Annotated in this window: 21 protein-coding genes; 14 read left to right on the forward strand and 7 right to left on the reverse strand. The window is 61.7% G+C overall.

Translation table 11 applies throughout. The annotated features are described in order from the left end of the window. The first annotated feature begins 178 nt into the window (after positions 1 to 178). The 3 genes from acnA (at position 179) to AB8A50_RS20705 (ending at position 4,618) form a co-directional block, all read left to right on the forward strand. The gene (acnA, locus tag AB8A50_RS20695) at positions 179 to 2,899 is read left to right on the forward strand and encodes an aconitate hydratase AcnA (protein WP_439078771.1); all 2,721 of its coding nucleotides are present in this window, start codon (positions 179 to 181) and stop codon (positions 2,897 to 2,899) included. A gap of 167 nt (positions 2,900 to 3,066) precedes the next feature. Next, positions 3,067 to 3,819: a DUF1223 domain-containing protein gene (locus AB8A50_RS20700; RefSeq protein ID WP_089263293.1), complete on the forward strand. Its 753-nt coding sequence runs from the start codon at positions 3,067 to 3,069 to the stop codon at positions 3,817 to 3,819. A gap of 436 nt (positions 3,820 to 4,255) precedes the next feature. Continuing rightward, positions 4,256 to 4,618, forward strand: a complete 363-nt coding sequence (locus AB8A50_RS20705) for a DUF2794 domain-containing protein (protein WP_089263291.1) — start codon at positions 4,256 to 4,258, stop codon at positions 4,616 to 4,618. 15 nt (positions 4,619 to 4,633) lie between these two features. Here the strand turns inward: AB8A50_RS20705 and AB8A50_RS20710 are convergent, their stop codons facing one another. From AB8A50_RS20710 to AB8A50_RS20725, 4 genes are all read right to left on the reverse strand, one after another. Next, the gene (locus tag AB8A50_RS20710) at positions 4,634 to 5,158 is read right to left on the reverse strand and encodes a GNAT family N-acetyltransferase (RefSeq protein ID WP_439078772.1); all 525 of its coding nucleotides are present in this window, start codon (positions 5,156 to 5,158) and stop codon (positions 4,634 to 4,636) included. Between the two features lie 82 nt (positions 5,159 to 5,240). Further along, positions 5,241 to 6,029 carry a Bax inhibitor-1/YccA family protein gene (locus AB8A50_RS20715; RefSeq protein WP_089263288.1) on the reverse strand — a complete coding sequence of 263 codons (789 nt, stop codon included), beginning with the start codon at positions 6,027 to 6,029 and terminating at the stop codon, positions 5,241 to 5,243. 312 nt (positions 6,030 to 6,341) lie between these two features. Continuing rightward, positions 6,342 to 8,912 carry an ABC transporter permease gene (locus tag AB8A50_RS20720; protein WP_439078773.1) on the reverse strand — a complete coding sequence of 857 codons (2,571 nt, stop codon included), beginning with the start codon at positions 8,910 to 8,912 and terminating at the stop codon, positions 6,342 to 6,344. Positions 8,913 to 8,916: 4 nt separating this feature from the next. Next, positions 8,917 to 9,657: an ABC transporter ATP-binding protein gene (locus tag AB8A50_RS20725; RefSeq protein ID WP_089263284.1), complete on the reverse strand. Its 741-nt coding sequence runs from the start codon at positions 9,655 to 9,657 to the stop codon at positions 8,917 to 8,919. Between AB8A50_RS20725 and AB8A50_RS20730 the strand changes: the two genes are divergently transcribed. The 6 genes from AB8A50_RS20730 to sucD all read left to right on the forward strand — a co-directional run bounded on the left by AB8A50_RS20730 (position 9,656) and on the right by sucD (position 15,841). Further along, the gene (locus tag AB8A50_RS20730; RefSeq protein WP_439078774.1) at positions 9,656 to 10,363 is read left to right on the forward strand and encodes an arylesterase; all 708 of its coding nucleotides are present in this window, start codon (positions 9,656 to 9,658) and stop codon (positions 10,361 to 10,363) included. The genes AB8A50_RS20725 and AB8A50_RS20730 overlap by 2 nt on opposite strands. A 227-nt stretch (positions 10,364 to 10,590) precedes the next feature. Next, a complete protein-coding gene (gene thpR, locus AB8A50_RS20735) occupies positions 10,591 to 11,127 on the forward strand; it encodes an RNA 2',3'-cyclic phosphodiesterase (RefSeq protein ID WP_089263280.1) in 537 nt (178 codons plus the stop codon). Positions 11,128 to 11,191: 64 nt separating this feature from the next. Next, a complete protein-coding gene (zapE, locus tag AB8A50_RS20740) occupies positions 11,192 to 12,376 on the forward strand; it encodes a cell division protein ZapE (protein ID WP_439078775.1) in 1,185 nt (394 codons plus the stop codon). Positions 12,377 to 12,583: 207 nt separating this feature from the next. Beyond that, on the forward strand, positions 12,584 to 13,549 hold the full coding sequence (gene mdh, locus AB8A50_RS20745) for a malate dehydrogenase (protein WP_439078776.1): 966 nt from the start codon (positions 12,584 to 12,586) through the stop codon (positions 13,547 to 13,549). A 206-nt stretch (positions 13,550 to 13,755) separates the two neighbouring features. Then, on the forward strand, positions 13,756 to 14,952 hold the full coding sequence (gene sucC / locus AB8A50_RS20750) for an ADP-forming succinate--CoA ligase subunit beta (protein WP_089263274.1): 1,197 nt from the start codon (positions 13,756 to 13,758) through the stop codon (positions 14,950 to 14,952). Positions 14,953 to 14,956: 4 nt separating this feature from the next. Then, the gene (sucD, locus tag AB8A50_RS20755; RefSeq protein WP_371426037.1) at positions 14,957 to 15,841 is read left to right on the forward strand and encodes a succinate--CoA ligase subunit alpha; all 885 of its coding nucleotides are present in this window, start codon (positions 14,957 to 14,959) and stop codon (positions 15,839 to 15,841) included. Positions 15,842 to 15,962: 121 nt separating this feature from the next. On the opposite strand, the gene AB8A50_RS20760 is transcribed toward sucD, so the two are convergent. From AB8A50_RS20760 to AB8A50_RS20770, 3 genes are all read right to left on the reverse strand, one after another. Next, positions 15,963 to 16,841, reverse strand: coding sequence for a sulfurtransferase (locus AB8A50_RS20760; RefSeq protein WP_439078777.1), 879 nt, complete (start codon positions 16,839 to 16,841; stop codon positions 15,963 to 15,965). Between the two features lie 125 nt (positions 16,842 to 16,966). After that, the gene (locus AB8A50_RS20765) at positions 16,967 to 18,106 is read right to left on the reverse strand and encodes an acyl-CoA dehydrogenase family protein (RefSeq protein ID WP_439078778.1); all 1,140 of its coding nucleotides are present in this window, start codon (positions 18,104 to 18,106) and stop codon (positions 16,967 to 16,969) included. A 67-nt stretch (positions 18,107 to 18,173) separates the two neighbouring features. Beyond that, positions 18,174 to 18,716, reverse strand: a complete 543-nt coding sequence (locus AB8A50_RS20770) for an OsmC family protein (RefSeq protein ID WP_184512455.1) — start codon at positions 18,714 to 18,716, stop codon at positions 18,174 to 18,176. A gap of 237 nt (positions 18,717 to 18,953) precedes the next feature. Here AB8A50_RS20770 and AB8A50_RS20775 point away from each other — a divergent pair, with 237 nt between their 5' ends. The 5 genes from AB8A50_RS20775 (at position 18,954) to AB8A50_RS20795 (ending at position 25,317) form a co-directional block, all read left to right on the forward strand. Next, complete coding sequence (locus AB8A50_RS20775) at positions 18,954 to 19,637, forward strand: TetR/AcrR family transcriptional regulator (protein ID WP_315839853.1); 684 nt, start codon at positions 18,954 to 18,956, stop codon at positions 19,635 to 19,637. Between the two features lie 174 nt (positions 19,638 to 19,811). Then, positions 19,812 to 22,769, forward strand: a complete 2,958-nt coding sequence (locus AB8A50_RS20780; RefSeq protein WP_093757752.1) for a 2-oxoglutarate dehydrogenase E1 component — start codon at positions 19,812 to 19,814, stop codon at positions 22,767 to 22,769. A 116-nt stretch (positions 22,770 to 22,885) separates the two neighbouring features. Beyond that, positions 22,886 to 24,130, forward strand: coding sequence for a 2-oxoglutarate dehydrogenase complex dihydrolipoyllysine-residue succinyltransferase (gene odhB / locus AB8A50_RS20785; protein ID WP_309941720.1), 1,245 nt, complete (start codon positions 22,886 to 22,888; stop codon positions 24,128 to 24,130). Between the two features lie 12 nt (positions 24,131 to 24,142). Further along, positions 24,143 to 24,574: a VOC family protein gene (locus AB8A50_RS20790; protein ID WP_309941718.1), complete on the forward strand. Its 432-nt coding sequence runs from the start codon at positions 24,143 to 24,145 to the stop codon at positions 24,572 to 24,574. Next, the gene (locus AB8A50_RS20795) at positions 24,571 to 25,317 is read left to right on the forward strand and encodes an SDR family oxidoreductase (RefSeq protein ID WP_439078779.1); all 747 of its coding nucleotides are present in this window, start codon (positions 24,571 to 24,573) and stop codon (positions 25,315 to 25,317) included. The genes AB8A50_RS20790 and AB8A50_RS20795 overlap by 4 nt, the downstream gene beginning before the upstream one ends. Positions 25,318 to 25,351: the final 34 nt, after the last annotated feature.

Here is a 25,351-nt window from a genome sequence, read left to right on the forward strand (position 1 = left end):
GTTGCATCATTTCGCAGGGCTGCAAACGATTGTCGATATGGCAGCGGTTCTAGAAAGATTCTATAAGTCGGAACTTGATGCAGCACACAATCGGCGCCTCAAACAAACCGGCCTCCTCGCCGAAGGTGTTTTGATACCTATTGCCGGGTATCAGTTAACTGAAGTGGAACCCCTTCACATGACCTCGCTCGACAGTTTCAAGTGCCAAAAAACCCTCAAGGTGGGCGCTAAAACTTACGTGTACTACAGCCTGCCGCTCGCTGAGAAAAATGGTCTGACGGGCATTTCGAAGCTGCCCTATTCGATGAAGGTCCTGCTGGAAAACCTGCTGCGCAACGAGGACGGCCGCAGCGTCAAGAAGGAAGACATCGTTGCTTTCTCGAAATGGCTGAAGAAGCGCAAGCTCGAGCACGAAATCTCGTTCCGCCCTGCGCGCGTGCTGATGCAGGACTTCACTGGCGTCCCCGCGGTAGTCGATCTTGCTGCCATGCGTAATGCGATGCAGGCGCTGAAGGGCGATCCCAAGAAGATCAACCCGCTGGTCCCGGTCGATCTGGTCATCGACCACTCGGTGATCGTGAACTTCTTCGGTGACAACAAGGCGTTCGGCAAGAACGTCGCCGAAGAGTACAAGCAGAACAAGGAGCGCTACGAGTTCCTGAAGTGGGGCCAGAGCGCGTTCTCGAATTTCTCCGTCGTGCCGCCCGGCACCGGCATCTGCCACCAGGTCAATCTCGAATATCTCGCCCAGACTGTCTGGACGAAGAAGCAGAAGATGACGGTCGGCAAGAAGACCGGCACCTTCGAGGTCGCCTATCCGGACACGCTGGTCGGAACCGACTCGCACACCACCATGGTCAACGGCCTCGCCGTACTCGGTTGGGGCGTCGGCGGCATCGAGGCGGAAGCCGCGATGCTCGGCCAGCCGCAATCGATGCTGCTGCCCGACGTGGTCGGCTTCAAGCTGTCGGGCGCACTCAAGGAAGGCGTCACCGCCACCGACCTCGTGCTCACCGTCACCCAGATGCTGCGCAAGCAGGGCGTCGTCGGCAAATTCGTGGAATTCTACGGCCCCGGCCTCGACGCCATGTCGGTCGCTGACAAGGCGACAATCGGAAATATGGCGCCGGAATATGGCGCGACCTGCGGCTTCTTCCCGGTCGATGCCGCCACCATCGACTATCTGAAAACTTCGGGCCGCAAATCGGCGCGTGTCGCACTGGTTGCCGCTTATGCCAAGGCGCAGGGCCTGTACCGTACCGCCAAGTCGCCCGATCCGGTGTTCACCGAAACGCTGAAGCTCGATCTCAGCGACGTCGTACCCTCGATGGCCGGCCCGAAGCGTCCGGAAGGCCGCGTCGCACTGCCCGCCATCGCCGAAGGCTTCTCTGCCGCGCTAACCACCGAATACAAGAAGCCGGATAACCACAACGCGCGCTTTCCGGTCGAGGGCAAGAACTTCGATGTCGGCCATGGCGACGTGGTGATCGCTGCCATCACCTCCTGCACCAACACCTCGAATCCGAGCGTGCTGATCGCCGCCGGCCTGCTGGCACGTAACGCCGTGGCCAAGGGCCTCAAGACCAAGCCGTGGGTGAAGACCTCGCTGGCGCCGGGCTCGCAGGTCGTCGCTGAATATCTCGCCAATTCCGGCTTGCAGCTCGATCTCGACAAAATCGGCTTCAACCTCGTCGGCTTCGGCTGCACCACCTGTATCGGCAATTCCGGCCCGCTGCCGCCGGAGATTTCGAAGTCGATCAACGACAACGGCATCGTTGCCGCAGCGGTTCTTTCGGGCAACCGTAACTTCGAGGGTCGCGTCTCGCCGGACGTGCAGGCAAACTATCTCGCCTCGCCGCCGCTGGTCGTCGCGCACGCACTTGCCGGTACGGTGACCAAGAATCTAGCGGTCGAGCCGATCGGCGAAGGCAAGGATGGCAAGCCGGTGTTCCTGAAAGACATCTGGCCGACCACGAAGGATATCAACGCCTTCATCAAGAAGTACGTGACGTCGACGATCTTCAAGAAGAAGTACGCAAACGTGTTCGACGGCGATGCCAACTGGCGCAAGATCAAGACGGTCGAGAGCGAGACGTACAAGTGGAACATGGGTTCGACCTATGTGCAGAACCCGCCCTACTTCGAAGGCATGAAGAAGGAGCCGGAGCCGACCACCGACATCGTCGATGCGCGCATCCTGGCTCTGTTCGGCGACAAGATCACCACCGACCACATCTCGCCGGCCGGTTCGATCAAGCTCACCTCGCCCGCCGGCAAGTATCTGTCGGAGCATCAGGTGCGCCCGGCCGACTTCAACCAGTACGGCACGCGCCGCGGCAACCACGAAGTGATGATGCGCGGCACCTTTGCCAATATCCGCATCAAGAACTTCATGATGCAGGGTGCTGACGGCAACGTACCGGAAGGCGGCATGACCAAGCACTGGCCCGATGGCGAAGCGATGTCGATCTACGACGCCGCGATGAAGTACCAGGCCGAGCAGGTGCCGCTGGTCGTGTTCGGCGGCGCCGAATACGGCAACGGCTCGTCGCGCGACTGGGCTGCGAAGGGCACCCGTCTGCTCGGCGTTCGCGCCGTGATTACCGAAAGCTTCGAACGTATTCACCGATCCAATCTGGTCGGCATGGGCATTCTGCCGCTAACCTTCGAGAACGGCTCATCGTGGAAGAAGCTCGGCCTCAAGGGCGACGAGAAGGTCACGATCCGCGGCCTGACGGGCGACATCAAGCCGCGCCAGCAGATGGTGGCAGAAATCGTGTCGGCCGATGGCTCACTCCACAAGGAGACGCTGCTCTGCCGCATCGATACGCTGGACGAGCTCGAATATTACCGCAATGGCGGCATCCTGCATTACGTGCTGCGTCAGCTTGCAGCCTGACGCCCATACGTGGTGTGACGTAGTGCCTCACCGCGAAGTGAGTGGCTAGTGAACAGAAGGCGGCCTATGAAGGGCCGCCTTCTGGCGTTTGAGGGCATGAACGTGTTAGCGACACCAATGTGCGACACCGTCTGTTATGTGTCTCACCTCGAGCGTGGCAAAACCTCATGAAATCCTTTGGCGGCATATCGCAGTGGACCGGCGCGCTCAGCGTGTGCGCCGCCATTGCAGCAAGCGGTAGCGCGCTGGCCCAGCCTAGGGCCGTGGTGGAACTGTTTACCTCGCAAGGTTGCTCGTCCTGCCCGCCTGCAGACAAGATCATCGGCGACCTCGCCAAAGACCCATCCGTGATCGCATTGAGCATGCCGATCGACTACTGGGACTACCTGGGCTGGAAGGACACGCTGGCCGACTCGCGTTTCAGCGCGCGGCAGAAGGCCTATTCACAGATGCGCGGCGATCGCGACGTCTACACGCCGCAAGTCGTCGTCAACGGCGCCACTCAGGTGATCGGCAGCGATGCCGATCGTATCCAGGGCGCGATCAGCGAAACCAAGAAAGGCACCGTGATGACGGTGCCGGTGTCGATGTCGGTTTCCGGCAAACACGTCAACGTGTCCGTTGCCGCATCGAGCAATGCGCCGGATACGGCGCATGGCGAAGTCTGGATCTGTTCCGTGTCGAAGGCAGTGCCGATCACGGTCGGGCGCGGCGAGAATCGCGGCAAGCAACTGACCTACTACAATGTCGTCCGGAACTGGCTGAAGGTCGGTGACTGGACCGGCAACGCCGCCAACTGGACTCTGCCGCTGGAGAACATCTCCAGGGATGGTGTCGATGCCGCCGTCGTTTATGTGCAAGACGGCACGCGCGACAAGCCCGGCGCGATGCGCGGCGCGGCCTATACGTCGCTACAGTAAGTCTTCAGATTGATAACTTCGGCTGCTGCTGCGCTTACGCGTGGCATGCCCGCACCATTGTGAGCCCTCGGCGAAGACTGGATTGCTTCGTCGCTTCGCCTATCGCAATGACGTTTGATGGTCTCGCAAAAGCATCCACCAAAAAGAAAAGGACCAACTTGCGTTGGCCCAGTGGGGATTAACTTCCTGCGCAGGGTCCGATCCCAACGACCGCGGGGGGCTGGGGGCTGAGGAATCCGAGACCGGAAGAACCGGACCCGACGCAGTATCTTCTTGTCGCAATCCAGAAGGGCGCCCGATGGGCCAAAATTTGGCGGCAATAAGATTCACCTGACGTTCCCGTGACGGGAAATTTCTACCATCGGGCCTGCGGATCGGCCCTTGCAGAGGACCGCGGTCGGCGCGATCATGTCGACGATATGACAGGAGGCGCTGCATGAATGTGATTCCGGGAGATACTGAGCCCACCGAGAATCGCGCGGCGACGGGCTCTGCCGCCGCCGCACCCGTCGTCAGCTTCAATCGCCTTGAGCTCAGTCGCATCCTCAACCTGTACGGCCGTATGGTCTCCGACGGCGAGTGGCGCGATTACGCCATCGACTTTCTGCGCGACCGCGCGGTGTTCTCGGTGTTCCGCCGCTCGTCGGAAGTGCCGCTCTATCGCATCGAGAAAGATCCGCGACTGGCGCGCAAGCAGGGCATGTATAGCGTGATTTCGGCCAGCGGCATGATTCTGCGCCGCGGCCAGGAACTCGACCGCGTGCTCCTGGTGATCGATCGCAAGCTGGCGGTGGTGTAATCGATTCGCAGAGCGTCAGGGCAGCGTGCGGGCGCCGTCGCCAAGTGCGAGCTGCATCGAAACGGTATCAAGCCAGCGATCGAACTTGAACCCGACATCGGTATGCACCCCAACCATCTGAAATCCGGCATTGCGATGAACCGCGATGGAGCCGGCATTCGCGCTGTCACCGATCACGGCGACCATCTGGCGGTAGCCGCGGCTCTCGCATTCGGCGATCAGCCGCGCGAGAAGTTTGCCGCCAACGCCTCGCCGTTGGGCTTTCGGATCGAGATAAATCGAATTCTCGACGGTAAAGCGATAGGCCGGTCGCGGGCGATGCGCGCTGGCATAGGCATAGCCGACAACCCGGCCTTCCAGCACAGCCGCGAGATACGGATAGCCCCCGCTCACCATCCCCTCGAAACGCCGCGTCATCTCGGCCAAATCTGGCGGGATCAGTTCGAACGTGGCCGTGCCGAACTGCACCGCCTCGGCATAGATCCCGGTGATCGCGGGCAGATCTGCCGCCGTGGCGGGCCTGATTTCAATATCGGACATGGCGCTGAGACTATTTTTGCTCCGCCCAAAAGAAAAGCCCCGGCCTTTCGGCCGGGGCTAAGATCGTCTCTATGCTCTGAGCTTATTCGCGCTGTCCGAGCAGCTGCAGCAGCAGCGTGAACAGGTTGATGAAGTTCAAGTAGAGCGACAGGGCACCGGTGATCGCCGCGCGCTCGGCGATATCGCCGCCCTGCGAGGCGTAACCGTAGATGTAGTCGTTCTTCAACCGCTGGGTATCGTAGGCAGTGAGGCCCGCGAAGATCAGCACGCCGACAACCGACACGATGAACTGCAGCATCGACGACGCCACGAAGATGTTCACGACGCTCGCGATGATGATGCCGAACAGACCCATCAGCAGGAACGAGCCCATGCCCGTCATGTCACGCTTGGTAGTGTAGCCGTAAAGGCTCAGCGCACCGAACGAGGCAGCGGTAATGAAGAACACCCGCACTATCGATGTGTGCGTGTACACGAGGAAGATCGACGACAGCGAGATGCCCATCAGAGCCGCGAAGGCCCAGAACAGCAACTGCGCGGTGGCCGGCTTCAGCCGGTTGATGCCGAACGAGATGGCGAACACCATCACCAGAGGCGCCAGGATGAATACCCATTTCAGCGGGCTCACGAACATCGCATAGCCGAACGGCGTCAGGTAGGAGCTACCGATCCGGGCAGCAGCGCCCGACGGATCGGTCGTGACAGCCGCCATGTACACGCCGAGAGCAGCGAGGCCGGTGATGGCCAGACCGATCGTCATGTAGTTGTAGATGCGCAGCATGTAGGAGCGCAGTCCGGCGTCTACGGCAGCGGCATCGCGCGCGCCGGCCCGGCCGAAGGGGGAAGCATAGTTACGGTCTAGATCCGACATGGTCGAAACCTCGATGTTGTCCGGCTGATCGCAAAGGGTTCGCGTCGCCGGTTCGAATTATATCCCAGATATCTGCGCTTCCTGACACTAAACTCGATTTAATAAAAAATCGATGTCATCTGCGCTCGATGCCTGACCCGTAGGGTATGTGGTAAACTAACACATTCGCTGCAAGCTTCCACGCGTGGCGGAATGTCGCTCCGATTTACATTCAGGCAACCGGGTAAACTTTCAGCCTGACGCAAGCTTGGCGATTTCTCAGTCATTTTGCACGAATCAGCCCGCGCAAAGGCTGCTTCGTGTCAAAACGGATCACAAATTCCGTAACACGGTGGCTGGCTTCTGGTTCAAGGCTACCAACGTACCCACCAGGCCCAGGCCCACTGTGACAATTAGCGCCGCCAGCACGACGCCAGCCGCGCTGCCAGCCTGCCAGACGAAGCTCAGCGTCATCAGGCGCGTGACGATCAGCCACGCCGCCACCGAGCCGGCGATGACCCCAAACACCGCCGTGGCCAGGCCGATCATCAGATATTCGAGTGCATAGGCACCCAGAAGCCGCGCACGCGTGGCGCCGAGGGTCTTGAGGATCACGGCGTCATAGACGCGATGCCGGTGACCGGCGGCCAGCGCGCCACCGAGCACCAGGATCGCCGAGAGCAGCGTCACCGCGCTGGTACCGCGGATCGCCAGCACGAGATTTGTGACAACCGATCCCACAGTGTCGAGCGCTTCCCGGACCCGCACGGTGGTGATCATCGGGAATGCGTCGGCCACCGCCTTGACCAGACCGGCGTCCTGGGACGGATCGGACTTCAGTTCGGTCAGCGTGGCAATATGGGTATGCGGCGCACCGCGGAAGGTATTGGGCGAGAACACCAGCACGAAATTGATGCCGAGGCTCTGCCAGTCGACGGACCGCATATTGCCGATCCTGGCGGTGATATCGCGGCCGAGCACGTTGACGGTGACCTCGTCGCCGAGTTTGAGCGCGAGCCCGTCGGCCAGCTTCTTCTCGAACGACACCAGTGGCGGCCCGCTATAGTCGGGCGCCCACCATTCGCCCTCGACCAGCTTGGACCCGCGCGGAACCTCGTTGGTGTAACTGAGGCCGCGGTCGCTCTGCAGCACCCATTCGGCATCGGATGACGGTTTGAGGTCTTCCGCCTTGACGCCGCGCGCGGCGACGATCCGGCCGCGCAGCATCGGCACATCCTCGACTGTCGACTGCGGCTGCTTCTCCCTGAGAAACGCGCTGAAGCGGTCTGCCTCGGTGGAGGGAATGTCGATGAAATAGAACGACGGCGCCTTCTCCGGCAGCGCCGCCATGAACTGCCGGCGCAGATTGCCGTCGATCTGGGTGACGGTCACCAGCACCGTCAGGCCAAGTCCGAGCGACATCACCACCGACGGCGTCAGCGCGCCCGGCCGGTAGATATTGGCAATAGCCAGCCGCAGCATGGTCATGCTCGGCCGCGGTAATTTGCGCGCAAAAGCCATCAATGCGCCGGCGATACCGCGCAGCAGGGCGAACACGACCATCGACGACACCACAAATACGGCAGCGACGCGTTTGTCGTAAGCGAGTCCGACCACCACCGCGATCAGCAGCCCGACCACGAGTGCCATCCAGAGCATGTAGCGCAGCTTCGGCCGGTGCGATTCCGTCAATGCCGCATCACGAAACAGCGCCGCGACCGGGACATCATGCACCCGGGCCAAGGGCCACAGCCCAAAAGCCAGCGCCGTCAGCAGCCCGTACAGCAACGACAGCGCCAGCTCGCCCAGATGAAGCGCCGGCACCACCGGCAGCGGCAGCAGCTTGCCGAACAGTCCGACAATGGCAAACGGCAGGGACGCACCGACCACCATGCCGATCAGCGAGCCGATCACCGCCAGCACCAGTACCTGGGTGAGGTAGATCGCGAATACGTCGCGGCCGGTCGCGCCAAGCGCTTTCAACGACGCGATGACATCGCGGCGGCGATCGATATGGCTCTTCACGGCATTGGCGACGCCGACGCCGCCGACCAGCAGGGACGCGAGGCCGACCAATGTCAGGAACTGGGTGAATCGCGTGATGGTGCGCTCAAGCTGCGGCGACGCGTTGTCGCGCGAACGGATTTCCCAGCCGGCTTGCGGCAATTGGGCACGCGCATCGTCGGCCAGCGCCTTGGCAGCGCGATCGCCGGAAACGGTGTCCGGCAGGCGAACACGATAGATCCAGCGCACCAGACTGCCGGGCTGCAGAAGCTTGGTGGCGCGCAGAGCGTCCTCACTGGTGAGGAAACGCGGCGCGAAACCGACACCGCCGGCGAGCTTGTCGGGCTCCGCTGAAATTTCGCTGCGAAGCTCGAACGTCGCATGACCGACCGTGAGGCGGTCACCAACCTTGAGGCCTAGCCGGGCCATCAATGTCGTATCCGTCGCGGCGCCATAGGCCCCGTCACGTTCGGCGAGCAGATCGCTCATCGGCATGTCCGGCGCCAGGGTCGCCTTGCCGAGCAAGGGATAGCTACCATCGACGGCCTTGATCTCAACAAGCGCAAGATTGCCGTCCGGCGCGCGCGCCATGCCGCGCAGCGTTGCGGCAACCGACACTGCACCGCGTGCGCGCAAGAAGGCGAGTTCTTCCGGCTTGGCCTCACGCTGCATCAGCGAGAATGCCACGTCGCCGCCGAGCAGCGTACGGCCTTCGCGCGCCACGCCCTCGCCGAGACTAGCCGCGACCGAGCCGACGCCGGCGATGGCCATGACGCCCAGCGCGATGCAGGCGATGAAAACGTAGAAGCCGCGCAGGCCGCTGCGCATCTCGCGGAAAGCGTAACGCAACGCCAGCGACGGGCCTCGGCTGTTAGGAATGGTCTCGGTGATGGTGGTCATCGGATCAGGCCGTCTCGACCCAGTTGCGCTCGGTGGCGGGACCATCGATCCGGCCGGAACGTAATCGCACCACGCGGTCGCAGCGATGCGCCAGCGTATTGTCGTGGGTCACCAGCACCAGCGTCATGCCGCGCTGCGCGTGCTGCGCGAACAAGAGATCGACGATCTGGCCGCCAGTGGATTCGTCGAGATTGCCAGTCGGCTCGTCGGCGACCAGGATCGCAGGATCCGGCGCCAATGCGCGCGCCAGCGCGACGCGCTGCTGTTCGCCACCAGAAAGCTGGGTCGGATAGTGATGCAGACGGGCGCCGAGACCGACCGCTTCCAGCTCGCGCGCCGCACGGCCGGCCGGATCGGGATGACCCGCCAGCTCCAGCGGTACCGCGACATTCTCCAGCGCCGTCATGGTCGGGATCAGGTGAAAGGATTGGAAGACAATGCCGACATGACGGCCGCGAAACCGCGCCAATCCGTCCTCATCGAGATCATTGAAAGAGGTGCCATTGACCACCACCTGACCGGAGTCAGGACGCTCCAGCCCCGCCATCACCATCAGCAGCGTGGACTTGCCGGAGCCCGACGGGCCAATCAGCCCGATCGCTTCACCCGATCCGACGCGCAGGCTGATATCCTTGAGGATATGCACGCGCGCGGCACCGGTGCCGAGCGAGAGGTTGATGTTCGAGATTGAAATGGTGTCCGGCGAAACGCCGGCCGATGATGAGGCTTCAATGAAAGTATCCATGCGAGCTTCATATGGCACTTCGTTTGCGGCGGTCGAGGGGCTGCTGCGCACGTTTATGTGGCTGGTCGTCGCCGGGCTGACGGTCGCACTTCCGATCCCCACCGCCACGGCGCAGACGGCCGCCACCGGCACGGCCAAGCCCGTCAAACTGGTCGTGCTGGGGGACTCCCTGAGCGCAGGTTATGGCCTGCCGGCGGCAGCCGCGTTTCCGGTCCGGCTACAAAAGGCCCTGAAGGACAAGGGGATAGAGGTCGAGATGATCAATGCCGGTGTATCTGGGGATACCACCTCGGGCGGCCTCGGCCGGCTCGACTGGTCGGTGCCCGAGGGGACGCAGGGCGTGATCGTCGAACTCGGCGCCAACGACGCGCTGCGCGGCACCGATCCGAAGGTCCCGCGTGCGGCACTCACCGAGATTCTGACGCGGCTGAAGGCCCGCAACATCGCCGTGCTTCTCTGCGGCATGGTGGCACCGCCGAACTACGGCGCCGACTATGCGGAAAAGTTCAATTCGATCTATCCGGATCTCGCCAAGCAATTTGGCGTGCCGCTCTATTCGTTCTTTCTCGAAGGCGTCGCCGGGGACAGCAAGCTCAACCAGGCCGACGCGATGCATCCGACAGCGGAGGGCGTGGACATCGTCGTGAAAAACATCCTGCCCAGCGTCGAGGCATTTGTCGGCACGATCGCTGGGCAACGCAGTTGAGAAACAGGCAGCCTCAACCTTAATGACGGTTTTTCACGGAACCTTCATGCACCGAGCGCGGCATCTGCTTCGCAGAGTCACAGAAGTCGGGTAAAAAAAGACATCGGTGATTCGTCACCGGCTCGTTTGTTCGGGCATGATTTTCGCCGAGGGGTGCGGGCGTGCGTAAGCACACCGTAGTCAGCACCTTTCGGCGAAAATCGCGCCCCGGCAAAGAGGAGCTGACTATGCCGCGTTTGTTCGCCGGACTGGAGATACCAGCCGAGATCGGCCAGACATTGGCCAATTTGCGTGGCGGCCTGCCAGGCGCACGCTGGATCGATCCCGAAAATTATCATGTCACGCTTCGCTTCATCGGCGACATCGACGGCGTTTCCGCCAACGAAATCGCCGATCTGATGTCGCGCGTGGAACGTAGGCCCTTCGAGGTCGCGGTGCGTGGCCTTTCGAGCTTCGGCGGCAAGAAACCCCGCGCTGTCGTAGCTGCGGTCGAGCCGAGCCGTCCGCTGCTTGAACTGCAATCCGAACTGGAACGGCTGGTGCGCCGCTGCGGGCTCGAGCCCGAGGGCCGCAAATTCACGCCGCATGTCACGCTGGCCCGACTGCGCGATTCCTGCGACCGCGACGTCGCCGACTATCTTTCGGTGCGCGGCTACTTCCCGACGAAGATATTCACCGCCTCGCGCTTCGTGCTGTTCTCCTCGCGGGCATCCACGGGCGGCGGCCCTTATCTGGTCGAGGATTCCTACGCGCTCTGCGCATGAGCGCATATCCGCTTCGACCAATTCGCATCTTGCATTTTCCGGGCGCATGGGGCCGTTAGGGCCCATGTCGTCCAGCCCTCCTCAATCCTTCCGCGGACAATATCAAGCCCTCGTTGCCTCCGGCGCTATCGAGGCTGACCCGGCGCAGGCCGGCGCCGTCGAGGCCATCGCGGCGCTCGATGGTGCGCTGGCCACCTATAAGCCACCGCCCAAGCAGGGCTTCTTCGGACGCCTGTTCGGCGACAAGGATATGCAACCGCCGCGCGGTCTTTACGTCCATGGCGAGGTCGGCCGCGGCAAGACCATGCTGATGGACCTGTTCTTCGAAGCCAGCGCGGTCACGCACAAGCGTCGCGCCCATTTCCATGAGTTCATGGCCGACACCCATGAGCGCATCTATAATTTTCGCCAGAAAATCGCGAGCGGCGAGCTGCCCGACGGCGATGTCATCGCGCTGACGGCGAATTCGATCTTCGAGGAAGCCTGGCTCCTCTGCTTCGACGAATTTCACGTCACCGACATCGCCGATGCGATGATCCTCGGCCGACTGTTCGCACGGCTGTTCGAACTCGGCACCGTCGTCTTCGCGACGTCCAATGTCGAACCCGTCAATCTTTACAAAGGCGGCCTCAACCGCGCGCTGTTTTTGCCGTTCATCAAACAGATCGAAGATCATATGGAAGTGCGCAAGCTGGATTCGCGCACAGACTATCGATTGGAAAAGCTGGCCGGCGTAAAGAGCTGGCTGGTGCCGGACGATGATGCAGCAAAGGCTGCGCTCGACAAGGCCTGGGCAAAGCTCACGGGCGGCGCACCGGCAAAGTCGCGTGAAATCTCGATCAAGGGCCGCACGCTGCGCGTTCCCCTGGAAGCGCAGGGCGTGGCCCGGTTTTCATTTGGCGACCTCTGCGAGAAGCCGCTTGGCGCGTCAGACTACCTGAAACTGGCGCACGACTATCACACGCTGTTCATCGAACATATTCCGATGATGGACTACGGCGACCGCAACGCCGCCAAACGCTTCATCGCACTCATCGACACGCTCTATGACAATGCCGTGAAGCTGATGGCCTCGGCGGCCGGCGAACCGCACGCGCTGTATCAGGCCAGCGAAGGTTTCGAGGCAATGGAATTCGCGCGGACCGCGTCGCGGCTGTTCGAGATGGGTTCAGAAACATATCTGGCCCTGCCCCATGGCCGCAGCGATTCCACCGCGTCAGGCGCCACCACCGGCCTGGTCGAAACCTGACGCGCGCGATCAGATCGATATCAAAGCGGAATCGGTACTTTCGCGAGCGATTCCAATTTCCAGTTCACTCATAATAATTTGCATTGCAGGCCGGCGCTCGACAATTGGGCAGGCTCCGACTTGAACGGTGTCCGCGAAAGGGATAACCAGCCTGTCAGCATTTCCTGCTCCCTCCCTACCCCTTCGGGCTTAAAGGATAGATTTCCCATGGCGCGTAACAAAATCGCATTGATTGGTTCTGGTCAGATCGGCGGAACACTTGCTCACCTCGTCGGCCTGAAAGAACTCGGCGACGTCGTGATGTTCGACATTGCGGAAGGTGTGCCGCAGGGCAAATCGCTCGATCTCGCGCAGTCCTCACCGGTCGACGGCTTCGACGCCAAGCTGACCGGCGCCAACTCCTATGAGGCGATCGAAGGTTCGGACGTCATCATCGTCACCGCCGGCGTGCCGCGCAAGCCGGGCATGAGCCGCGACGACTTGCTCTCGATCAACCTCAAGGTGATGGAGCAGGTTGGCGCAGGCATCAAGAAGTACGCCCCGAACGCCTTTGTCATCTGCATCACCAACCCGCTCGACGCGATGGTGTGGGCGCTGCAGAAGGCCTGCGGCCTTCCAGCAAACAAGGTCGTCGGCATGGCGGGCGTGCTGGACTCGGCGCGCTTTCGCTACTTCCTGGCCGATGAATTCAACGTGTCGGTCGAAGACGTCACCGCTTTCGTGCTCGGTGGCCACGGCGACACCATGGTTCCGCTGGTCAAGTATTCGACCGTTGCCGGCATCCCGCTGCCTGACCTCGTGAAGATGGGCTGGACCTCGCAGGCTCGCATCGACGAAATCGTCGACCGTACCCGCAACGGCGGCGCCGAGATCGTCAACCTGCTCAAGACCGGTTCGGCCTTCTACGCTCCGGCCGCCTCGGCCATCGCGATGGCCGAGAGCTACCTCAAGGACAAGAAGCGCGTTCTGCCCTGCGCCGTGCACCTGAACGGCGAATACGGCGTCAAGGACATGTATGTCGGCGTTCCCGTTGTCATCGGCGCGAAGGGTGTCGAGCGCATCGTCGAGATCGAACTCCTCGGCAAGGACAAGGAAGGCTTCGACAAGTCGGTGGCTTCGGTGGTCGGCCTGATGGACGCCTGCAAGAAGATCGCACCCGATCTGCTCAGCTAAGATCAAGCTCACTTCACCGGCACCCTCTGGGTGCCGGTTTTGCATTTGACGACGTTGGCAAACACTGCAACGAACCCCTCAGCCAATTCGTCCGTCACGCAGAATTATCGTCGGCTTTGACTTGCAGCATGCTTGGTATACGGTATGCCAGTTCAAAGAAAACGACGTGAATTCCAAGTTCACCATCCGGGGTTCGGGAGCAACTTATGAATATCCATGAATATCAGGCGAAGGCCGTGCTGAAGGAATTCGGCGTGCCCGTTTCTAAAGGCGTGCCCATCCTCAAGGCCGAGGAAGCGGAGGCTGCCGCCAAGCAGCTCGGCGGTCCGTTGTGGGTGGTGAAGAGCCAGATCCACGCCGGCGGCCGCGGCAAGGGCAAGTTCAAGGAAGCATCGGCCGGCGACAAGGGCGGCGTCCGCCTCGCCAAGTCGATCGACGAGACCAAGCAATTCGTCAAGGAAATGCTCGGCGCGACCCTCGTCACCGAACAGACCGGCCCGGCCGGCAAGCAGGTCAACCGGATCTATCTGGAAGACGGCTCGGACATCGAGAAGGAGTTCTATCTCTCCCTCCTCGTCGACCGTGAGACCTCGCGCGTTGCTTTCGTGGTTTCCACCGAAGGCGGCATGAACATCGAGGAAGTCGCGCACAACACCCCGGACAAGATCGTGACCTTTTCGGTCGATCCGGCCACCGGCGTGATGGGCCACCACGGCCGCACCGTGGCTCAGGCGCTGGGCCTCAAGGGCGATCTCGCCAAGCAGGCCGAGAAGCTGGTGTCGCAGCTCTACACCGCATTCATCGCCAAGGACATGGACATGCTGGAGATCAATCCGCTGATCATCTCCAAGCAGGGCGAGCTGAAGTGCCTCGATGCCAAGATGTCGTTCGACTCGAACGCGCTGTATCGTCACCCGGAAATCGTCGCGCTGCGCGACACCACCGAAGAAGACGCCAAGGAAATCGAGGCATCGAAGTATGACCTCGCTTACATCGCGCTCGACGGCACCATCGGCTGCATGGTCAACGGCGCCGGCCTCGCAATGGCTACGCTCGACATCATCAAGCTCTATGGCGAAAGCCCGGCCAACTTCCTCGACGTCGGTGGCGGCGCTTCCGAGGAGAAGGTGACCGCAGCGTTCAAGATCATCACTGCCGATCCGAACGTGAAGGGCATCCTGGTCAACATCTTCGGTGGCATTATGAAATGCGACGTCATCGCTGCCGGCGTTGTCGCCGCAGTGAAGGCTGTCGGCCTTCAGGTGCCACTGGTTGTCCGCCTCGAAGGTACCAATGTCGAGGAAGGCAAGAAGATCATCCGTGAATCCGGTCTCAACGTTCTGCCCGCCGACGATCTCGACGACGCCGCTCAGAAGATCGTCAACGCCGTGAAGGGAAAGTAAGCCGATGTCCGTCCTGATCGACAAGAACACCAAGGTCATCTGCCAGGGCTTTACCGGCAAGAACGGCACCTTCCACTCCGAACAGGCGATTGCCTACGGCACCAAGATGGTCGGCGGCACCTCGCCGGGCAAAGGCGGCTCGACGCATATCGGCCTGCCGGTGTTCGACACCGTGGCTGAAGCCCGCGACAAGACCGGCGCCGATGCGTCGGTGATCTATGTGCCGCCGCCGGGCGCAGCAGACGCGATCTGCGAAGCCATCGACGCGGAGATTCCGCTGATCGTCTGCATCACCGAAGGCATTCCGGTGCTCGACATGGTGCGCGTGAAGCGCTCGCTGTCGGGCTCCAAGTCGCGCCTGATCGGGCCGAACTGCCCGGGCGTCGTCACCGCCGGTGAATCGAAGATCGGCATCATGCCGGCCAACATCTTCAAGCCCGGCAGCGTCGGCATCCTGTCGCGCTCCGGCACACTGACCTATGAAGCCGTGTTCCAGACCACCCAGGCCGGCCTCGGCCAGAGCTCGGCAGTCGGCATCGGCGGCGACCCGGTCAAGGGCACCGAGTTCATCGACGTGCTCGAGATGTTCCTGGCCGACCCCAAGACCACCTCGATCATCATGATCGGCGAAATCGGCGGCTCGGCAGAAGAAGACGCGGCGCAATTCATCCGCGACGAAGCCAAGCGCGGCCGCAAGAAGCCGATGGTCGGTTTCATCGGCGGCGTCACCGCCCCTCCCGGCCGCCGCATGGGCCATGCCGGCGCCATCGTCTCGGGCGGCAAGGGCGATGCCCAGTCGAAGATCGCAGCCATGGAAGCCGCTGGCATCCGCGTCTCGCCGTCTCCGGCCCGCCTCGGCACCACGCTGGTTGATGTGCTGAAGGGCTAAGCTGAGCTCGGCAGAGTTGAGAAAAGAAAGGCCCGCTCGCGAGAGCGGGCCTTTTGTTTTGACACTCTGACTGGATCGCCCGGTCCAAGTGCGCGCCCGGCCGGGCGAGGACACTGGAGTTCTACGCCGCCTGCGCCTGCTTCTCGCCAACCAGCGGCAAACCTTCCTCGATTGGATACTTCGTATCGCGCGACCATTCGTTCCACGAACCGAAATACATCCGGACGTCGGCGACGCCGGCATTCTTCAGCGCGAGGAAGGTGTTGGAGGCCCGGGCGCCCTTGAAGCAATAGAGATAGACTGTCGTCGACGGTGTGATGCCAACGGTGGCGCATTCGGCAAGGATCTCGTTCTTCGACTTGAAGCGCGGGCCTTCCGGTGTCGGCTTCATCATGCGGTACCACTCGATCCAGACGGCGCCGGGAATGCGGCCCATGCGCGGGCAGAAATCCCGGCCATAGGGCGACGAGCTCTCGCCGATCCATTCGTCGACATCGCGCACGTCAAGGATCGCGATCGACGGATTGCCGAGTGCGGCCTGCATGGTCGCGGCGTCGATCAGGATCGAGCCAGCTTCCGGCTTGATGGCGAAGGACGCTGCCGTGGGTGTCGGAACATCCGTGGTGGTCGGCAGGCCCTTCATGGTCCAGGCTTCAAAGCCGCCATGCAGCACCTTGATTTTGGGATAGCCGAGGAATTCCAGCAGGAAGTAGCCGCGGCAGGATTGGCCGAAGCCTGAATTCATCGACTGCTCATAGATCACCGCAGTCTCGCTGCCCGAGAGGCCGGCACCGCCGAAGGCCGCAGCGAATTTCTTTTTCAGCTCATCCATGCCTTCCGGCGTCGAGGTGGCGAGGAACGTGAATATCTCATGGAGATTGACGGCGCCGGGGATATGCCCGGCCGCATAGGCGTTGGGATTGCGCGTGTCGATGATGACACAAGGTTCTGACTTCATGAACGTGACGAGGTCGTCTGCGGAAATGAGAACTTCAGCCATTGAAAGCCTCCACTGTGTTGAACCGTCGTTGTTGAGTCGTTTGTGCTGGATCGCCTGTCGTTTCGCCGTGACTTAAGTCAATTCGCTTTCCGTTCGCGTGATCGGGATCATTTGCATGATCGGGATCACGCCCCGCCCTGGTCTCCCTGATATTCGCGCGCATTGTCTGCGAGCATTTTTCTGAGCTGCTTGGTGGCGGGGGTGACGATCGCCACGAAATAGGCTTCGCGCAGTCGGCGCTGGGCGCGGTGCGATTTGAGATAGCCGCGCGCGCCACAATGCAGCATCGCTGCATGGGCTGCGGCGATGGCGGCGTCGCCGGCGCGCAGACGCAGTTCGACGACGCTGCGCCAATAGGCATTGCTCGTGTCAAAGGGTGTGGCGGCGAGCATCATCGTCTCGGCCTCCATTTTCGCGAGAAGCCCGGCGAAATCCTCGGGCTGCTGCGGCAGGAAGCAATTGACGTGGGCGAGCGACGGCTTGACGCTATGCATGATAGCAACGCAATCGCGCACCAGCCCGAGGCCCATGCCCATCTGCATCAGGATGAACCCGGCGCGAATTCTCTTCACGAAAGGCATCGCCGGCGCCGCGAGCACCTGATCGTCTGGAATGAAGACGTCGCGAAATTGCACGGCGTAGGTGCCGGTGCCATCCATCGCGAGGAACGGCTTGCACGGCGTCAGCGAGAGATTCTCGTCGGCGCAGTCGGCGAGGAACATCACCTTCTCGCCGGAGCCGTCATCGAGTTCAAAGATGGTGCCGAACATATGGTCGGGGCCAAGATTCGATACCCATGGCAGAGCACCGCGCACGATGTAGCCGCCGTTGGTGCGGCGACCTTTCAGCTTGAGCTTCTCGATGCCAAAGAAGCTCTTCATCGGATTGGACAGGCCGGTGCCGCCGAGCAGCTTGCCGCTCGCGGCATCGCTCAGATACTTCGCCTTCAGTGCGGCGTTGTCGGAGTTGAGGATGTACCAGACCAGCGTGTTCTGGCACCACGCCATGAAGGCCGTGGAGCCGCAGGTCTCGCCGATGGTGGTGATGCCCGCGATCGTCTCGCCGAGATCCGCGTGTGCCGACCAGGCACCAACACCGCCGAGATGACGTAGCGCCCGATCCGGATAGATCGTGCCTTCATCTATCTCCAAAGCGATCGGTGAAAGATCGGTGCGCGCGACGGCAGCTATTCGTTCGACGAGCGACGGTGTGTCGCCGGCCCCTTCAATATCGTCAGATTTCCGCAGCACTGCCGTCGTGGTCATGTCGATCTCCGTCACGCGCAAGGAAGAGAGACCGCGGCCGCATCGCTGCGGCCGCGCTAACTCACATTCAGGCAGAGACTTCGAGATTGACCGGGCGCGTAAACGTGTTGGCGACGGGCGACCACTTCTTGACGTGGGTGATCAGCGCATCGATCTCGGCCTGTGCGATGCCTTCGCATTCCATATCGACCTTGATGCGCACATCGGTGAAACCGACCGGCTTCTCGCTGATGTCGCCGGTGCCCCAGACGGCAGTGATGTTGAGATCGCCTTCGAGCTGCAGTTCAAGTTTGTTGACGGTCCAACCACGATGCACGGCATTTGCGTGCAGACCGACGGCGATGCAGGAGCCAAGCGCCGCCAATGACGCCTCTGACGGATTCGGCGCAGTGTCGTCGCCGAGCAGCGCCGGCGGCTCATCGACGATGTAGGGCGGCAGGTTGCGGATGTAGTTGGCGTGGCGGAACTTGCCCTCGGCCACCGTTTTGCACTTCAGCGTCTTGATGACATTGGGATTGGCTTTGCCGTTGGCGATCAGCTGTTCGAGTCCGCCTTTGTCGATCGGCGCGAGGCAGCCGGTCAGGGCGGTTTTGGCGGCAACAGCAGTCATTGGGTTTCTCCCTTGGAAAAATGGCTAGATACAGAACGTTCTGTAGCTTTGCAGAAACCGTGCCAGCGTCGATCGATGCGAAAATCAACGCGGGATCAGCGAGTTACGCAATTGACTCGAAATGGGGCAGAGGCTGAACTGCCGCTTAGCGCGGCAAATACGTATTTACCCGCTCGAATATTGGTCAGGAACCGATGATCGCTTGCGCCGCGCGCGCGCCATGACATATGACAGGGCATGACTGATGCGATGCCGCAGGCTGTCGAAAGCAATGTTCCGCAGGTAACGCCGCGGGAGCGGCTGATGGACGCGGCAACAAGGCTGTTCTGCAAGAATGGCATCAATGCCACCGGCATCGACGCCATCGTCAGTGAGGCTGGCACGGCCAAAACCACGCTCTACAAGAACTTCAAATCGAAGGACGATCTCGTCGACGCCGTGCTCAAGGCGGAAAGCGAGGCTTGGCGCGGCTGGTTCATTGCAGCCGTGGAACGCGCCAAAACCCCGCGTGAAAAGCTGGATTCGATCTTCCCCGCGCTGAAGAGCTGGTTTGCCGAAGAGACCTATTATGGCTGTGTTTTCATCAATGCAGTCGGCGAGCACTCCAAGGACGAGACCCGGCTGCGCGACATCACGATCCGGCACAAATCGTTCATTCTCAAGCACATCTCCGGACTGGCTGAGGCCGCCGGCGCCAAGAAGCCGGACTTTCTCGCGCACCAGATCGGCCTCTTGATGGACGGCGCCATCGTCGCCGCCATGGTGACCCGCGATCCGACCGTCGCGGACGCCGCCGGTATGGCCGCCAATGCCCTGCTCGACGAGGCCTGCGGACCGCCCAAAATCCGCCGCACCCGGCGCGCCGGACTGCAAGGCGGCGCTGCCGCTTTGGCCAAGGAAGACCTCAGTGTCGTCGACTGAAATCAGCGGCCAAAATCTCGCGCACAAAGAATTGACGAAATATTCAGTTCTTCGTGCTTTTCAGGGCGCACATTCGGATTAAATAGGGTAGAAGCTCGCTCGACTTTAGGATGGTCCGGCAACCGGATCAGCCCTCGTTAAAATTTCCGCGCGATACCAAATCAGGACGCCATCATGTCTCGCCAGGACGCGAACGCCGCCTTTGCACTCTCCTCATTTCTGCAAGGCGCAAACGCCACTTACATCGACGAACTCTATGCCCGTTACGAAAAGGACCCCTCCTCGGTCGATGCCGAGTGGCAGGAGTTCTTCAAGAGCCTGAAGGACTCGCCCGCCGACGTTCAGAAGAACGCCGAAGGCCCGTCCTGGGAGAAGGCCAACTGGCCGCTGACGCCCAAGGACGACCTGACCTCCGCCATGGACGGCAACTGGGCCCAGGTCGAGAAGGTGATGGGTGCCAAGCTCGCCGCCAAGACCGCGCAGCCCGGTGCAGCCGCCCCGACCGGCGACATCAATCAGGCGACCCGCGATTCGGTACGCGCCTTGATGCTGATCCGCGCCTTCCGCATGCGCGGCCATTTCCACGCCAATCTCGATCCGCTGGGCATCGAAGGCCAGAAGGATCACGAGGAGCTCGATCCGCGCTCCTACGGCTTCACCGATGCCGACTACGACCGCAAGATCTTCCTCGATAACGTCATCGGCCTCGAATACGGCACGCTGCGCGAGATCGTTGCGATCCTGCAGCGCACCTACTGCCAGACCCTCGGCGTCGAATTCATGCACATTTCTAACCGCGCGCAGAAGGCGTGGATCCAGGAACGTATCGAAGGCCCGGACAAGGAAATCAGCTTCACGCCGGAAGGCCGCCGCGCCATCCTCCAGAAGCTGGTCGAAGCCGACGGCTTCGAGAAGTTTTGCGACGTCAAGTTCACTGGTACCAAGCGCTTCGGCCTCGACGGTGGCGAATCACTGATCCCGGCGCTGGAACAGATCATCAAGCGCGGCGGCAGCCTCGGTGTCCGTGACATCGTCGTCGGCATGCCACATCGCGGTCGCCTGAATGTGTTGACCCAGGTGATGGGTAAGCCGCACCGCGCGCTGTTCCATGAATTCAAGGGCGGCTCGGCCAATCCGGACGAGGTCGAAGGCTCGGGTGACGTCAAGTATCACCTCGGCGCCTCGTCGGATCGCGAGTTCGACAACAACAATATCCATCTGTCGCTGACGGCGAATCCGTCGCATCTTGAAATCGTCGATCCCGTGGTGCTCGGAAAGGTCCGCGCCAAGCAGGACCAGAATGGTGATCCGCCAGACCAGCGCATTTCCGTGCTGCCTCTGCTGATGCATGGCGATGCGGCCTTCGCAGGTCAGGGCGTGGTCGCGGAATGCTTCGCGCTGTCGGACCTGAAGGGCTATCGCACCGGCGGTTCGATCCACTTCATCGTCAACAACCAGATCGGCTTCACCACCTATCCGCGTTACTCCCGTTCGTCGCCCTATCCGTCCGACGTCGCGAAGATGATCGATGCTCCGATCTTCCATGTGAACGGCGACGATCCGGAAGCGGTGGTGTTCGCCGCCAAGATCGCGATCGAGTTCCGGCAGAAGTTCCACAAGCCTGTCGTCATCGACATGTTCTGCTATCGCCGCCACGGCCATAACGAAGGCGATGAGCCGGCGTTCACCCAGCCGGTGATGTACAAGAAGATCGGCGCGCATCAGTCGACGCTGGATATCTATGCCAAGCGCATCATCGCCGATGGCGTGATGACCGAGGGCGAAGTCGATAAGGCGAAGGCCGACTGGCGCGCCCGTCTCGATGCCGAACTCGAAGCCGGCGCCGGCTACAAGCCGAACAAGGCTGACTGGCTCGACGGCAAGTGGGCCGGCTTCAAATATGCCGACCAGGAGGAAGATCCCCGTCGCGGCGTGACCGGCGTCGACGTCAAGACGCTGAAAGAGATCGGCGCCAAGATCACCAAGGTGCCCGATGGTTTCCGCGTTCATCGCACGGTGCAACGTTTCCTCGATACCCGCGCCAAGGCGATCGATAGTGGCGAAGGCATCGACTGGGCGACGGGCGAGGCGCTGGCATTCTGTACCCTGATGGAAGAAGGCCACCATGTCCGGCTGTCCGGCCAGGACTCGGAGCGCGGCACCTTCTCGCAGCGCCATTCGGTGCTGTTCGACCAGGAAGACGAAAGCCGCTACACGCCGTTCAACCACCTCAAGCCCGACCAGGGTCACTACGAGGTCATCAACTCGCTGCTGTCCGAAGAAGCCGTGCTCGGATTCGAATACGGCTACTCGCTGGCCGAGCCGAAGGCGCTGACCATCTGGGAAGCGCAGTTCGGCGACTTCGCCAACGGCGCACAGGTGCTGTTCGACCAGTTCATCTCCTCGGGTGAACGCAAGTGGCTGCGTATGTCGGGCCTCGTCTGCCTGCTGCCGCATGGCTATGAAGGCCAGGGCCCGGAGCATTCCTCCGCACGCCTTGAGCGTTTCCTCCAGATGTGCGCCGAAGACAACATGCAGGTGGTCTATCCGACTACTCCGGCCAACTACTTCCACATGCTGCGTCGTCAGTTGAAGCGTGAGATTCGCAAGCCGCTGATCGTCATGACGCCGAAGTCGCTGCTGCGCCACAAGCGTGCGGTGTCGAAGCTGAGCGAACTCGGTGCCGACACATCGTTCCATCGCGTGTTGTTCGACGATGCGGAGAAGCTGCCGGACGAGAAGATCAAGCTCACCGCCGACAACAAGATCCGTCGCGTCGTGCTGTGCTCCGGCAAGGTCTATTATGACCTCTACGAGGAGCGCGAGAAGCGCGGCATCGACGACGTCTACCTGATGCGCATCGAGCAGCTCTATCCGGTGCCGCTGAAGACGCTGGTGCAGGAGTTGACCCGCTTCAAGGGTGCGGAATTCGTCTGGTGTCAGGAAGAGCCGCGCAACATGGGCGGCTGGCACTTCATCGAACCGTATCTTGAATGGGTGCTCAACCAGATCAACGCCACCCACAAGCGTCCGCGTTATGCCGGCCGCGCTGCTTCGGCAGCGACCGCCACCGGCCTGATGTCCAAGCATCTCGCCCAGCTCAAGGCCTTCCTCGACGAAGCGCTCGGCTAAGCCTCCATTCTGTTGGCGAATGCCCCGCACCCGCGGGGCGTTCGCATATCCCCATTGATTTCAAGTTCAGGCAGGAATGACCGAGCGGGTCGCCACGCCACAAGAGGAAATAGACAATGACTGAAATTCGCGTTCCCACGCTCGGCGAATCCGTGACGGAAGCCACCATCGGCCGCTGGTTCAAGAAGGCCGGCGATGCCGTCGCCGTTGACGAGCCGTTGGTCGAACTCGAGACCGACAAGGTCACCATCGAAGTCCCGGCGCCCTCCGCCGGCGTCCTCGGCGAGATCGTTGCCAAGGACGGCGAGACCGTTGCCGTCGGCGCACTGCTCGGCCAGATCACCGATGGTGCCGGCGGCGCCAAGCCAGCCGCAGCTCCCGCGAAGCCCGCTGCCCCGGCTCCGGCCGCTGCACCTGCCGCTGCTGCGCCTGCTCCCGCTCAGAAGTCCGCCCCCGTCGATGCGCCGCTGGCGCCGTCAGTCCGCAAGATCTCGGTCGAGAGCGGCATCGATGCCGCCACCGTCCCCGGCTCGGGCAAGGATGGCCGCGTGACCAAGGGCGACATGCTCGCCGCGATCGAGAAGGCTGCGTCGGCACCGACACCGATCAATCAGTCTGCCGCCGCCGTGCAGGTACGTGCACCGTCACCCGCTGACGATGCTGCCCGCGAAGAGCGCGTAAAAATGACGCGCCTGCGTCAGACCATCGCGCGTCGCCTCAAGGACGTGCAGAACACCGCCGCGATGCTGACGACCTTCAACGAGGTCGACATGACCAACGTGATGGCGCTGCGCTCGCAGTACAAGGATGTGTTCGAGAAGAAGCACGGCACCAAGCTCGGCTTCATGGGCTTCTTCACCAAGGCCTGCGTGCAGGCGTTGAAGGATATTCCGGCCGTGAACGCAGAGATCGATGGCTCCGACCTGATCTACAAGAACTATTATCACGTCGGCGTTGCCGTCGGCACTGACAAGGGCCTCGTCGTTCCCGTGGTGCGCGACTGCGATACCAAGTCGATCTCCGACATCGAAAAAACCATCGCGGATTTCGGCAAGCGCGCCCGTGACGGCCAGCTCAAGATCGACGAAATGCAGGGTGGCACATTCACCATCACCAATGGCGGCATCTACGGTTCGCTGATGTCGACGCCGATCCTGAACGCACCGCAGTCGGCCATCCTCGGCATGCACAAGATCCAGGAACGTCCGGTCGTGGTCGGCGGTAAGATCGAGATCCGCCCGATGATGTATCTGGCGGTGTCCTACGATCACCGCGTCATCGACGGCAAGGAAGCCGTGACATTCCTCGTTCGCGTCAAGGAAAGCCTGGAAGATCCGGCCCGTCTCGTTCTGGATCTCTAACCCGAGGTCGCCATGGCGTTCGGACCGAACCCTCCGCCAATTCAGGCCCACCTTTGCGTCAAGGGTGGGATTGAAGCCATTGCCTTCTATGAGAAGGCGCTTGGCGCGAAGTGTTCGTTCCACGCAATGGCCGACGACGGCAAGCGGGTCATGCACGCCAATCTCGAAATGTTCGGCAGCGAAGTTATGCTGCATGACGAATTTCCCGAGTTTGGTGGCCACATCCTGTCGCCGCAGACCCGCGGCGGCGCCGGCATGACGATCAATATCAATCTGCCCAAGCCTGAAGATGTCGACGCCGCGATCGCCCGCGCGGAAACATCGGGAGCAGAAGTCGTGATGGCGCCGCAGGATGTTTTCTGGGGGGCCCGCTACGGCACCATTCGCGATCCGTTCGGACACATCTGGTCCTTCAACGCCGCACTCACCGGGAGCGACGCATGAGCGACAACGTCGTGATCATTACCGGCGGAAGCCGCGGCATCGGTCGTTCCACCGCGCTGCTGGCGGCCTCACGTGGCTTCAAGGTCGTCGTCGGCTATGCCAGCAACGAAGCCGCCGCCAACGAGGTCGTTTCGAAGATCGAAGCGACCAACGGCAAGGCCATCGCGGTGAAATGCGATGTCGGCTCCGAGGCTGACATTCTTGCGCTGTTCAAGGCAGCGGACGCCTTTGGTCCTCTCGGCGCCCTGGTCAACAATGCCGGCATTGTCGGCCCTTCCATCCGCGTCGATCAGATGACTGCCGAACGCGTCGCCAACATGATGACGGTGAATGTCACCGGCAGCATTCTTTGCGCCCGCGAGGCCGTGAAGCGCATGTCGACCAAGCATGGCGGCAAGGGTGGCGTCATCGTCAATCTGTCATCGGTAGCCGCCAAACTGGGCGCGCCGAACACCTATGTCGACTATGCCGCGTCGAAAGGCGCGATCGACTCCTTCACCATCGGATTGGGACACGAAGTCGCAGCCGAAGGGATTCGCGTTGCCGGCATTCGGCCCGGTTTGATCGATACTGATATCCACGCATCAGGCGGCGAGCCGGATCGCGCGCATCGTCTTTCCGTCAACGTCCCGATGAAGCGCGTCGGTACTGCGGATGAAGTTGCCAATGCTATCGTCTGGTTGCTGTCGGACGAGGCTTCCTACGTCACATCCACCATTCTCGACGTGTCCGGTGGCCGCTGAGGCCCTGACGCCCCATATCATCTGAAGACAATAC

This window comes from Tardiphaga sp. 841_E9_N1_2 (assembly GCF_051811065.1).
Classification (GTDB): Bacteria; Pseudomonadota; Alphaproteobacteria; order Rhizobiales; family Xanthobacteraceae; genus Tardiphaga; species Tardiphaga robiniae.

What these genes read in the sequence shown, in the direction of transcription:
- acnA (WP_439078771.1), top strand. Translation starts at nt 179, where the DNA reads ATGACCTCGCTCGACAGTTTCAAGTGCCAAAAAACCCTCAAGGTGGGC.
- AB8A50_RS20700 (WP_089263293.1), top strand. Translation starts at nt 3,067, where the DNA reads ATGAAATCCTTTGGCGGCATATCGCAGTGGACCGGCGCGCTCAGCGTG.
- AB8A50_RS20705 (WP_089263291.1), top strand. Translation starts at nt 4,256, where the DNA reads ATGAATGTGATTCCGGGAGATACTGAGCCCACCGAGAATCGCGCGGCG.
- AB8A50_RS20710 (WP_439078772.1), bottom strand. Translation starts at nt 5,158, where the DNA reads ATGTCCGATATTGAAATCAGGCCCGCCACGGCGGCAGATCTGCCCGCG.
- AB8A50_RS20715 (WP_089263288.1), bottom strand. Translation starts at nt 6,029, where the DNA reads ATGTCGGATCTAGACCGTAACTATGCTTCCCCCTTCGGCCGGGCCGGC.
- AB8A50_RS20720 (WP_439078773.1), bottom strand. Translation starts at nt 8,912, where the DNA reads ATGACCACCATCACCGAGACCATTCCTAACAGCCGAGGCCCGTCGCTG.
- AB8A50_RS20730 (WP_439078774.1), top strand. Translation starts at nt 9,656, where the DNA reads ATGCGAGCTTCATATGGCACTTCGTTTGCGGCGGTCGAGGGGCTGCTG.
- AB8A50_RS20725 (WP_089263284.1), bottom strand. Translation starts at nt 9,657, where the DNA reads ATGGATACTTTCATTGAAGCCTCATCATCGGCCGGCGTTTCGCCGGAC.
- thpR (WP_089263280.1), top strand. Translation starts at nt 10,591, where the DNA reads ATGCCGCGTTTGTTCGCCGGACTGGAGATACCAGCCGAGATCGGCCAG.
- zapE (WP_439078775.1), top strand. Translation starts at nt 11,192, where the DNA reads ATGTCGTCCAGCCCTCCTCAATCCTTCCGCGGACAATATCAAGCCCTC.
- mdh (WP_439078776.1), top strand. Translation starts at nt 12,584, where the DNA reads ATGGCGCGTAACAAAATCGCATTGATTGGTTCTGGTCAGATCGGCGGA.
- sucC (WP_089263274.1), top strand. Translation starts at nt 13,756, where the DNA reads ATGAATATCCATGAATATCAGGCGAAGGCCGTGCTGAAGGAATTCGGC.
- sucD (WP_371426037.1), top strand. Translation starts at nt 14,957, where the DNA reads ATGTCCGTCCTGATCGACAAGAACACCAAGGTCATCTGCCAGGGCTTT.
- AB8A50_RS20760 (WP_439078777.1), bottom strand. Translation starts at nt 16,841, where the DNA reads ATGGCTGAAGTTCTCATTTCCGCAGACGACCTCGTCACGTTCATGAAG.
- AB8A50_RS20765 (WP_439078778.1), bottom strand. Translation starts at nt 18,106, where the DNA reads ATGACCACGACGGCAGTGCTGCGGAAATCTGACGATATTGAAGGGGCC.
- AB8A50_RS20770 (WP_184512455.1), bottom strand. Translation starts at nt 18,716, where the DNA reads ATGACTGCTGTTGCCGCCAAAACCGCCCTGACCGGCTGCCTCGCGCCG.
- AB8A50_RS20775 (WP_315839853.1), top strand. Translation starts at nt 18,954, where the DNA reads ATGACTGATGCGATGCCGCAGGCTGTCGAAAGCAATGTTCCGCAGGTA.
- AB8A50_RS20780 (WP_093757752.1), top strand. Translation starts at nt 19,812, where the DNA reads ATGTCTCGCCAGGACGCGAACGCCGCCTTTGCACTCTCCTCATTTCTG.
- odhB (WP_309941720.1), top strand. Translation starts at nt 22,886, where the DNA reads ATGACTGAAATTCGCGTTCCCACGCTCGGCGAATCCGTGACGGAAGCC.
- AB8A50_RS20790 (WP_309941718.1), top strand. Translation starts at nt 24,143, where the DNA reads ATGGCGTTCGGACCGAACCCTCCGCCAATTCAGGCCCACCTTTGCGTC.
- AB8A50_RS20795 (WP_439078779.1), top strand. Translation starts at nt 24,571, where the DNA reads ATGAGCGACAACGTCGTGATCATTACCGGCGGAAGCCGCGGCATCGGT.